This window comes from Neobacillus drentensis (assembly GCF_036966985.1).
Lineage (GTDB): Bacteria > Bacillota > Bacilli > Bacillales > Cytobacillaceae > Neobacillus > Neobacillus drentensis_E.
In genome coordinates, this window is sequence record NZ_JBALSN010000127.1 from 1 (window position 1) to 10,764 (window position 10,764).

Annotated in this window: 10 protein-coding genes and 1 pseudogene; 8 read left to right on the forward strand and 3 right to left on the reverse strand. The window is 39.8% G+C overall.

What is annotated here, in order from left to right; all coding sequences use genetic code 11:
• The 4 genes and pseudogenes from V7659_RS09020 to V7659_RS09035 all read left to right on the forward strand — a co-directional run.
• On the forward strand, positions 1–739 hold a 739-nt coding region (locus V7659_RS09020), incomplete at its 5' end, for a threonine/serine exporter family protein (protein WP_335539547.1).
• A 17-nt stretch (positions 740–756) separates the two neighbouring features.
• Positions 757–1,184: pseudogene (locus V7659_RS09025) on the forward strand (threonine/serine exporter family protein).
• A 181-nt stretch (positions 1,185–1,365) separates the two neighbouring features.
• A complete protein-coding gene (locus tag V7659_RS09030) occupies positions 1,366–2,115 on the forward strand; it encodes a C39 family peptidase (RefSeq protein ID WP_335539548.1) in 750 nt (249 codons plus the stop codon).
• 506 nt (positions 2,116–2,621) lie between these two features.
• Entirely contained in the window at positions 2,622–3,650 is a 1,029-nt protein-coding gene (locus V7659_RS09035; protein ID WP_335539550.1) for an ion channel, read from the forward strand.
• 31 nt (positions 3,651–3,681) lie between these two features.
• On the opposite strand, the gene V7659_RS09040 is transcribed toward V7659_RS09035, so the two are convergent.
• From V7659_RS09040 to V7659_RS09050, 3 genes are read right to left on the reverse strand one after another with little or no spacing between them, the layout of a single operon-like run.
• The gene (locus V7659_RS09040) at positions 3,682–4,068 is read right to left on the reverse strand and encodes a DUF350 domain-containing protein (RefSeq protein ID WP_335539552.1); all 387 of its coding nucleotides are present in this window, start codon (positions 4,066–4,068) and stop codon (positions 3,682–3,684) included.
• The gene (locus tag V7659_RS09045; RefSeq protein ID WP_335539554.1) at positions 4,065–5,300 is read right to left on the reverse strand and encodes a glutathionylspermidine synthase family protein; all 1,236 of its coding nucleotides are present in this window, start codon (positions 5,298–5,300) and stop codon (positions 4,065–4,067) included. Before V7659_RS09045 ends, V7659_RS09040 begins: the two co-directional genes overlap by 4 nt.
• Positions 5,301–5,302: 2 nt before the next feature.
• The gene (locus V7659_RS09050) at positions 5,303–5,617 is read right to left on the reverse strand and encodes a hypothetical protein (RefSeq protein WP_420491335.1); all 315 of its coding nucleotides are present in this window, start codon (positions 5,615–5,617) and stop codon (positions 5,303–5,305) included.
• A 94-nt stretch (positions 5,618–5,711) separates the two neighbouring features.
• Here V7659_RS09050 and V7659_RS09055 point away from each other — a divergent pair, with 94 nt between their 5' ends.
• From V7659_RS09055 to cstA, 4 genes are all read left to right on the forward strand, one after another.
• Positions 5,712–6,161, forward strand: coding sequence for a hypothetical protein (locus V7659_RS09055; RefSeq protein WP_335539556.1), 450 nt, complete (start codon positions 5,712–5,714; stop codon positions 6,159–6,161).
• Positions 6,162–6,223: 62 nt separating this feature from the next.
• The gene (locus V7659_RS09060) at positions 6,224–7,975 is read left to right on the forward strand and encodes a sensor histidine kinase (protein ID WP_335539558.1); all 1,752 of its coding nucleotides are present in this window, start codon (positions 6,224–6,226) and stop codon (positions 7,973–7,975) included.
• Between the two features lie 5 nt (positions 7,976–7,980).
• Positions 7,981–8,727: a LytR/AlgR family response regulator transcription factor gene (locus V7659_RS09065; protein ID WP_335539564.1), complete on the forward strand. Its 747-nt coding sequence runs from the start codon at positions 7,981–7,983 to the stop codon at positions 8,725–8,727.
• A 140-nt stretch (positions 8,728–8,867) separates the two neighbouring features.
• The gene (cstA, locus tag V7659_RS09070; RefSeq protein ID WP_335539560.1) at positions 8,868–10,661 is read left to right on the forward strand and encodes a carbon starvation protein CstA; all 1,794 of its coding nucleotides are present in this window, start codon (positions 8,868–8,870) and stop codon (positions 10,659–10,661) included.
• The last annotated feature ends 103 nt before the right edge of the window (positions 10,662–10,764 follow it).

A 10,764-nucleotide genomic window follows, 5' to 3' on the forward strand; every position in this document is an offset into this window, starting at 1 on the left:
ATATGAAATTATGGAGGTATGTTTACTTGCGGGGAAAATCATGCTCCAAAGTGGGGCCGAGACTTATCGTGTTGAGGATACAATGATGCGGATGGCGGCTGCCTTTGGTATTGAACATACGCATAGTTATGTAACCCCAACGGGAATCATTTTCTCAGCAGAGGGGTCAGAACCGACGAAGACAAAGCTGATTCGAATCTCAGCCCGATCAACAGATTTGAAAAAAGTTTCGATGGTAAATAGCATTTCGAGAAGAATTAGCAGTGGTGAAATCAATCTGAAAGATGCCTGGGAGCATTTAAAGGAAATTGATTCTCTCAATGTAACCTTTCCATTTATGATCCAAGTGGCTGCCGCCTCATTAGCAAGCGGTTGTTTTATGATCATGTTTGAAGGCGGGTGGAATGATTTTATTCCGTCGATGATTTCAGGAGGAATGGGATACCTTAGTTTCGTCTATTTTCATCGATTTGTCCCGATCAAGTTCTTCTCGGAGTTTTTAGCATCGTTTGTGATTGGCTTACTTTCTTTTTTGTTTGTCCAAATGGGAGTTGGTCAACAATTAGATAAAATCATTATCGGCTCCGTGATGACGTTAGTTCCAGGTCTACTAGTGACCAATGCGATCAGAGATTTAATGGCGGGTCATCTAGTTTCGGGGTTATCTAAGGGTGCGGAAGCATTTCTGACTGCGTTCGCGATTGGAGCAGGGATTGCCGTCGTATTATCTTTTTTGTGAAATGAGGTGGATTTACCATGGCAGTTCTTGCTCAAGCAATCACCAGTTTTATTGCAACAAGCGCCTTTGGGATTCTTTTTAATGCTCCGAAGGAATCACTAATCAAGTGCGGGCTGATCGGAATGGGTGGCTGGTTAATTTATTTCCTCCTGGAAGACTCCACGGATAATGCCATTTTTGCAACATTGGCCGCAACTATTTTTATAGCCGTTCTCAGTCAGGAACTAGCAAAGTTCTATAAAACGCCAGTGATCATTTTTAGTGTGGCTGGGATTATTCCGCTCGTACCGGGAGGTCTGGCCTATGATGCGATGCGGAATTTTGTGNNATTACATTGGCTGCAAAAGTTTTCATGCTTGCGGGGTCAATTGCCTTCGGACTAGTTTTCTCTGAGGTAATTAATCAAATAACGAAAAAATTTAGACAGCATAAGGTGAAAGCCTAATAAAATTCCCTTTTAGTCATATACTAAAGGGGAATTTTATTAAGAAAAAATTAAGATTCAATTGCTATCATTAATTGGAAAATGTTTTCCTTTATTGCCTTGAACTATTTTAGTAGGTAATATAGTAGTATATTACTAGAATCTCCAGCAAAGACTAATATAAGGAATGGTACAATCATTTATGAAAAAAATATTAATTGCTATTATTGTTGTCTTCATATTAGTTATCAGTGGTATAACGGTTTTTAAGGTAAAGTTTGACCGTCCAGCAACAGCACAAGTTACCGAGGCTGCATCAATAAAAACAAGGACACTTGCACTCTTTGCCAAAGAGGCTCCGAAATTGCCTGATAGTATTAAACTGGATGTACCGTTAATCAATCAAATGGACGCACCAAAACTCTATAATGGCTGTGAAATAACCAGCCTGGCGATGATTCTTAACTATCACGGAATTGAAGTGACCAAAAATGAGTTAGCTAACAAGGTGAAAACTGTCCCATTAACTTATAGTAACGGGAAAAAGGGAAATCCTAATGCAGGGTTTGTCGGAGATATGGCGAATGGTCCAGGACTAGGTGTTTTTAATGGTCCCGTATTAGAACTTGCCCAAAAATACGTCGGTGATCGAGCAGTTAATTTAACTAATCATTCGTTTGATGAAGTTTTAAAAGAAGTAGGTCAAGGATTACCAGTCTGGATTATCACTACATCAAGCTTTGCACCTGTATCTGTTTTTCAAACATGGGATACTCCGCAGGGGAAAATCGATATTACCTTTAGTGAGCATAGTGTTGTAATTACGGGCTACGATGAAAAGTATATTTATATTAACAATCCTTATGGGGAAAAAAATCAGAAATTAAATCGCGCTAGTTTTATTAAGGCTTGGGAGCAAATGGGTAAACAAGCGATTGTTATTAAGAAGTAAAAAAATGCCTGATGTGGATTCAGGCTTTTTTTTTCTGGAGATTTTTTGGTCTCTTAAATGGGCGAAGGCAGAGGAATGAATATCCCTCTGCCTTCTTTGTTGAATTCATTAAAGAATTCTTATCGTAACTTGTGAGTGGTTGCACTTCTTGTTGTCAACATCGCAAGTAAAAACTTATATAATAATCATTGTTTGTAAAAACAAGTTTGCCGCGGTTATTTTTCCACCTGAAGGTTTAATACCTAAACGACGTAAGCCCTACCTCTCTTACATCCTAACGGCTCCGAAGCCGATCCAGTGTGAATAAGTTTTTATTTTAAAACATAAGCAGAATGCCAGAAAAAATTCTTACTTTGCGTTATCTAATTAATTACAAGTTACATAAATGTGAAGCACAAATATTTATATTACAGCAATCTGGCGTTGTTGTCAACTATTCTATTATTAGAGGAATATCATGCGAAATAATAGAAATATTCTATAAGGATCGGAACGGAGGGTTAGCGATGATATTTTTTCGGAGATTGTTACTGACGGCAGCTAAGTATCGGTATCGGACGGTGTTATTAGTAACAATTTTTTATATTTTTATAAATGCCGTTGTTATGAAAGTACTTGAACCAAATACATTTGAAAGCACCTTCCATGCCGTTTGGTGGATTCTAACAACAATGACCACAGTAGGCTACGGAGACGTGTACCCTACGACACAATTAGGCAGAATTTGGGCGATGGTCATCGTCTATACAGCGGGAATTGGGCTTTTTGGTGTTGTCATTGGGATGATCGTCGATGCTGTATCACAGTACAAACGGATGAAGGAGGAAGGAAGAATGACTTTTAGGGGAGATAATCATTATGTCGTGATCGGCTGGACCGCCAAAAGTAAAAACACGATCAAGGAGCTTTTTATTGGTGATACCAAAACAGAAGTTGTATTAATTGATGAATTAGAGAAGACACCATATGAACATGAAAGGTTTCTTTATATTCAGGGGAGTCCAACGGATGAAGATACCTTAAAAAGGGCCAAAATTGAAAGTTCGAAAGCAGTACTGCTTTTTGCTCCGGATGGTATCGAAAACCCTGATTTAGCAGATGGAAAAACGCTTTTAATCGCCTCCTCCATTGAGCGCTATGATGAAGGGATGGAAAAGAATATTTATACGATTGCAGAGATACTAAATGAAAAGCATGTCGGCAATTTCAAACATGTCAAGATTGATGAATTTATTCTTTCTCATGAATCGGTGTCTAACCTGATGGCAAAATCGGCGCAGACTAAAGGGGCCAGCCATTTGTTTACACAATTATTAAGTCGTAAAGATGGGGATGGGGGAAGTGATTTATGGGAAGTGGAAGTAAGATCCGACTGGAAGACATACGGAGATGCTTATGAGTCCCTCAAGAAAAAAGGTGCCCAGTTGATTGCCGATCGAAGTGATTTAAATATTCTAAAAAAATGGAGCGAACCCATACCTAAAGAAGCACGATTGTTTGTAATCTGCGATAAAAATACATATCAATCACTTTAAAACAAAAAAACGCATCCTCGCGATGCGTTTTTTAATAGGTTAGACAGCCAGCAATAACGATACCGATCGAAACAGAAAGTAACATGAGAAAAAGCCCAACTGCCTGATTGTCTTCCTCGATGCTTTGACTGACATTAAATCGAGGTGTCAGCCATTCAGCCAGATAAAAGACTACAATCTGAGCGACAATTCCGATTCCTCCCCATACCGCCATATCCATAAGTGAAATGGAATTAGCAGCAGTAGAGTACAAGACAATGGCAAGCCCAAGAAGTCTTCCGCCCAGGACATAACTCGCTGCCTTATTTCCTTTTGCCATTAAGGAAAACTCCTTGACCTTGGTGGTTACTTCCATTAGAACCAGTCCTACGAATAAAAGCCCAATTGAAATGGCTAAATATAATAAGAAATTTGTCATTTACATTCCCCCTGTTTTTGAATACCTACCGGTAAAAAATAAGATTCGTTCCCTGTAATTTTTCCGCCAGCTCGAATGCCGATACTACTTGCTTTACCTGCAATAAGAAATGATCCGAATACTAATGAAAGTTCTTCGCTTCCCTTTTCTGTTTCCAGTGAAACAGTAGGGAGAGGAGCATATTGTTGAAAGACTGAAACTTCCTCCTTATAGGTTTGGAAGGTATTTTGAGCAGTTACATTGGATTGTTGATCCCAAATCGTTACCGTGTCTCCTTCTCTGCCGAACGTTGGTTTTTGAACATAGGTGCTCTTCCCGAAAAATTCATCTGCTTCAAAATAGGTAGGAAGCATATACTCCATAATCCATGCCTGCTCTTCCGTTGTAAAATAGGCACTCTGTTTCGCTAACCCCCATATTAAGCATTGGATTGACTTTGGCTGCAGTAAAAAGGCTGAGACGGGATTTAACATGGACAATTTCTCTGCCTTGACCAGGTGTAATAATTCGATTCCAACCGAATCTCCTGTTATTGGGTCCCGGTCGTTAACAAGATGTTCAAGTGGATAGGTTTGGCGATATAATACATCAATTGGATAATCCTCCTCATCAACAAGGACACCGTCTTTGATTCGAAGTTCGGACAATGGTACGGTTCGATTGTGAACCTGACATAATTTGCTTAAATATTGAATGGTATTCCAGTCTTCCATATGGTCGGAATGGGCTGTGAACACAACGTTAGGGTCTCGTTTTCCTTTCGCTGCTTCGAGTACTGCACGTGTAATTCCAGATGAAAGCAGTCGTTCTCCGCCGCTATTTGGATCCGGGTAACCAAATTCTTTGCAAACCTGCCCGTTCATATGAAAACATTCGAAAATAAATGTTGGTGTATCACTGTTGAATTCCAACAATTTGAAACCATCCTTGGTTAATACAAAATCGAATCTGCCAATAATTGTTTCAGGGTAAAGGTTTTTTAACCTCAAAAATGGGAGACTTGCCGGAGGAAACCCAAATTCAAGGAGTTGATCATTTGTAAGACTCCGTAATAGGCGGGCAGTTTTGAAAAAAACGGTACCCATTCGCTCCGTTGCTTCCTGTAATCGCTTATAGGTTTGTTCAGGAATAGAATAAACATGATATAGGCTGTACTCACCTTCGTATAAATCAGACCAAAAGGCTGGGAATTTTGAGTAAAACCTTTTTCGCTTCACGGCATATTGTGACATATTTATCCTCCAAATCCACCCTTAGAGCCACTGCCGAATCCACTTTTAAAGCCCGATGAGGATTTGTATGACTTATATGCCGAGGATTTCAAGAGTGATGATTTATTGCGATAATAACTTCCTCCATAAAAATAATGGCCATAATGGGACGAATGGGTATCATCACATTGCCAAACCCCTTGATCATCATCCCAGTCCCAGTCTCGGCAGGTGCTGTCGTCCGGCTTGGGCGGGCGATCGCTTGAACAGCCAGAAAGGGTGCCGGCTATGAGGGAAGTGATGACACCAGTCACTAACCATTGGGTTTTCTTCACCATTTCACGCTCCTTTTTTTATTTGATAATCTAATTATAAAAGCAAACCCTAGGAAAACAATGGTAAAATGAAAAGAAAAGGAAAGAGTGATGAACTTTGAGGTTGGAATATCGAAAGGATGACGAGTATCAAAAGTTTCCTGCCCTTTGGAACTATCAACACTTAACGGTGAGTGAGGCTGTAGCAAGGATGTCGTGTGAATATTTCGTAAAGGAAGGAGAAACGTATGTGGTAAATGCCACTGCCATTGATCCTGATGGAACGACTGTCCTGTATGTAAAAAAAGAAAATTCCTACACGGACGTTACGGAGAAAAATTATTCACATATAGGTTTTGAGGTGAGAGAGCTGCAAAGAAACGGGTCCGTTCTTATCGAGCAAAGGGAAGTGTGGAATCATGAAGAAGTGCTGACTCTTCTTCACTCCGATTTTATTTACATTCAAAGAGATGGAAGGTGGTTGGAATTCAATCTAGATTCAAGAGAGATTGATGAAGATCGAAAATGTTATATTTATTATGGGAGTTTTACAGGGAAAACACGATAGAGACGGTTGGTTTATTTTTTTTGGTATAGTAGTAGGGAAGTATAGACGAAAGGTGAGGTACCATGATCGAATTATTGCCTCTTATGCTTGAACGTGTTGGTATTCTTATCATTGTAGCGTTTCTTCTCTCACGGATGAAATCATTCCGTCAAATTATAAATAATGAACACGGAATTACCGCTAGAGCAGCGATGATTGCAATATTCGGTGCCTTTGGAGTCATTAGCAACTACACGGGTGTAGAGATAGGACATGGGACGATTACTTCCCAGGACTGGCTGACAAATATGGACAATGAAAGTGCCATTGCTAATACTAGGATTATGGGAGTAACAATTGGTGGTTTACTTGGCGGACCTATTGTTGGTATTGGGGTCGGTTTAATTGCTGGCATCCATCGCTTGACCTTAGGAGGGTTTACAGCTGAGGCATGTGCCTTATCTACGCTTATGGCGGGGGTTGTCACGGGTTTTTTAAGCAAAAGGTTTAAGATTCAAGAAGGAAATTCGCCATGGAAGGCCGTAATTATGGGAATATTCATGGAATGTGCACAGATGGGGATTATTCTTTTAATAGCACGGCCATATAACGAGGCTATGAATCTAGTTGAGGTCATTGCCCTCCCTATGATTGCTATTAATGGCTTTGGAACCCTACTTTTTGTGTTAATTATACAGGAGATTCTGCAAGAGCAAGAGCGAATGAGAGCACTTCAAACACATAAAGCTTTGTATATTGCCAATCAAACACTGCCCTTCTTCAGACAGGGGTTAAATGTGGATTCGTGTACAAAAGCAGCCGAGATTATTCTTAATTGGACCAATGCGGATGCCATTTCCATTACAGATCAGACCCATGTCCTTGCCCATGTTGGTACAGGCTCAGATCATCATATTCCTTCAGGAAACATGGCAACGGAATTAACTAAAACGGTGCTGGAACAAGGGAGAATCACGATTGCAAAGTCTCCACACGAAATTCAATGTTTTGATCCACAATGCCCTTTGCAGGCAGCCATTGTATTACCACTAAAGATTCATGCTAAAACTGTAGGGACATTGAAGTTGTATTTCACAGACTCTAGTAAACTTGATCGGGTTGAACAAGAGTTGGCAGAAGGTTTGAGCAACCTATTTTCAGTCCAATTAGAAATGGCTGAGTTGGAAATACAGAGAAGATTATTAAAAGATGCGGAGATCAAGGCTTTGCAAGCACAAGTCCATCCACATTTCTTATTTAACGCCATTAATACCATTTCAAGCCTAATTCGAACAGATGCGGATAAAGCCAGGAGTTTATTAATCAAACTTAGTACTTTCTTCCGAAGTAATCTTCAGGGGGCTAGACAAATGCTCATACCGCTTGAAAAGGAACTTGAACATGTTGAGGCTTACCTAACCATTGAACAAGCACGCTTTCCAGATCGTTATCATGTTGAATTGGATATTACACCAGCGTTAAAAAGGGTGCTCATTCCACCATTTACCCTGCAGCCATTAGTTGAAAATGCAATTCGTTATGCATTTCCAAAAGCAAAGAGTGGGACAGTATTAGTCCGTGCATTTCAGGAGGGGGAGAACATGGTCCTTCTTACTGAAGATAACGGAAAAGGAATCTCACCAGAGCTGCTTGGTACATTGGGGAATCAAACAGTAGATTCTTCTGCTGGAACAGGAACAGCACTCTGGAATATCAAAAAGCGAATCGAAGAAATTTATGGTCAAACTGCTTCATTTCAAATAGAAAGCAACTTAAATAAAGGAACGAAAGTATCAATTACACTACCGTTAACACAACAACAAAAAGTGGGGTGAGGATGTTGTTAAAGGCCTTTGTTGTGGATGATGAACCGTTAGCAAGAGATGAATTGGCCTATCTTCTCAAACGAAGCAAACAGATTGAGATTGTAGGGCAATCGGATTGTGTTGAAAGCGCGTTAGAAAAAATAAATAACCTCGACCTAGATGTGATTTTTTTAGATATCCAGCTCGCTGATGAAAGTGGAATCGAAATTGCTGCACATATAAATAGACTTGATCATCCTCCATTCATTGTCTTTGCGACCGCATTTGACGAATACGCCCTTCAGGCTTTTGAATTAAATGCTGTTGACTATATCTTAAAACCTTTTGAAGAAAAGAGAGTCTTACAAACGATTGAGAAGTTGTATAAGCTAATAGAAGGTCACAAACAAGCGATTCCATTTTTAAATCAGAGACATAATTTTGGAAATGAAAGGCCAGAAAAGCTCGCTATCACAATTGATGAAAAAATTGTAATCGTAAACATTAGTGACATACTCTATATTGGTACAAATGAGGGGAAAACAGTCATTGCAATAGAGAATACAAAGTACTCTGTCAGTGATTCGCTTGTCACTTTCGAAAGAAAGTTGCAGCATTCACCCATCATTCGTGTCCACCGCGCCTATTTAGTTAATGTCGATGCCATTGTTGAGATCGAGCCATGGTTTAATTCTACCTACAACATAATTATGAAGGATGGAGAAAAGGTTCCAGTAAGCAGAACCTATACAAAAGAGTTAAAGCAGCTTCTTGGTTTTTAAGAAGCTGTTTTTTGCATTTCATTCTATTATTCTTGTTTTTCATCCTTTAAAACTTGCATTTTAGGATGAAAACCTTATGTTAACGTTTTCTTTCGGTATGATAGTGATAAGAGAAAAAGGATGTAGGAGGATGAAATTAAATGAATGCGGTTTCAATTGTAATCGGCTCAATTTGTATTTTAATGATTGCTTATCGCTTATACGGAACATTCATGGCAGCAAAGGTATTAAAATTAGATGATTCAAAGCCGACACCGGCACATGAATTAAACGATGGAAAGGATTATGTTCCAACCAATAAATGGGTAACATTTGGTCATCACTTTGCCGCCATCGCTGCAGCAGGACCACTTGTCGGTCCCATCCTTGCAGCACAATTTGGATACTTGCCCGGTTTATTATGGCTCTTAATTGGAGCAGTGATTGGCGGAGCAGTCCATGATGCAGTTGTCCTATTTGCATCAATGAGGAAAAAAGGAAAATCCTTATCAGAAGTTGCGAAAGACGAGCTGGGGCCTGTTGCGGGTTTTTGTACGGGTCTTGCGATGCTTTTCATCATTACCATCACAATGGCGGGTCTTTCTATGGTTGTTCTTCATGCACTTGAACACAATCCCTGGGGAACTTTCTCAGTGGGAATTACAATTCCAATTGCGATGTTGGTAGGAATTGCTTATAAAAAAACTGGTAACTTAAAATTAACATCCACAGTCGGATTTATTCTCGTAATGGTTGGCGTTTTTGTTGGTCCGTCCATTCAAGGTACGGTATTAGGTGATTGGCTGACATTAGATACAAAAACATTAGCTATTATTCTACCGATTTATGCGTTTTTTGCAGCTGCATTACCAGTATGGCTTTTACTTGCACCACGTGATTATTTAAGCAGCTTTATGAAAATTGGCGTATTTATTGCCCTGATCATCGGGGTATTCATTATTAATCCCGCAATTGAGATGCCTGCTTTCACAAAATTTACATCAGGCGGCGGCCCAGTTCTAGGCGGACCTGTTTGGCCGTTTATCTCAATCACAATTGCTTGTGGGGCGATCTCTGGTTTCCATGCTTTCGTAGGTTCGGGAACTACACCAAAAATGCTTGATCGTTGGTCTGATATTAAGGTTGTTGGTTTTGGGGCGATGCTAGTAGAGTGTGTGGTTGGTATTATGGCATTGATTGCGGCAACAGCACTTCAGCCGGCAGACTACTTTGCCATTAACTCGACACCTGAAGTATTTAAGACACTTGGTATGCAGGTACAGGAACTGCCGAAACTTGCTGATGAAATTGGGATTAATCTTGAAGGCCGAACTGGTGGTGCCGTAACATTAGCGGTAGGTATGACCTATATCTTCACTGGCATTCCATGGTTTGCAAAGCTATCATCATACTTCTTCCAGTTTGTTATTATGTTCGAAGCGGTATTTATTCTAACTGCCATCGACTCAGGAACTCGTGTTGCTCGTTATTTAATCCAAGACTTTTTCGGGGAATTCTATAAGCCGCTGAAGAAGACAGATTGGATTCCAGGATCTATTTTTGCAAGTGCATTAGCATGTTTTATGTGGGGATACCTGCTATTCTCAGGGGATATTGGTTCTGTTTGGGCTCTGTTTGGTGTTTCCAATCAACTAATGGCATCGATCGGTCTAATTGTCGGTGCGACAGTGATTTTGAGTATTGCAGACAAACGCCGTTACATGCTAACCTGCTTGATCCCGCTAGCGTATCTCTTTGTTACTGTAAACTATGCTGGTTACTGGATGGTGAAAAATGTTTATCTCAATCAGGCAGCCGCAGGTTATAGTGTTTTAAATGGGATATTGTCGATTATTATGTTATTACTGGGTATGATTATTATGATTACAGCTATTAAGAAATGGATTAGTATGTGGAATTCACCTCGAGTCAAGCTGGAAAGTAAGATTGCTTAAACAAAATGAAACCGATGATTTCGGAGGATTTCGAAATCATCGGTTTTTTGTGTATTAGTAAAACTGAACAATCGGAAATACAAAGAACTATTATACTTATATA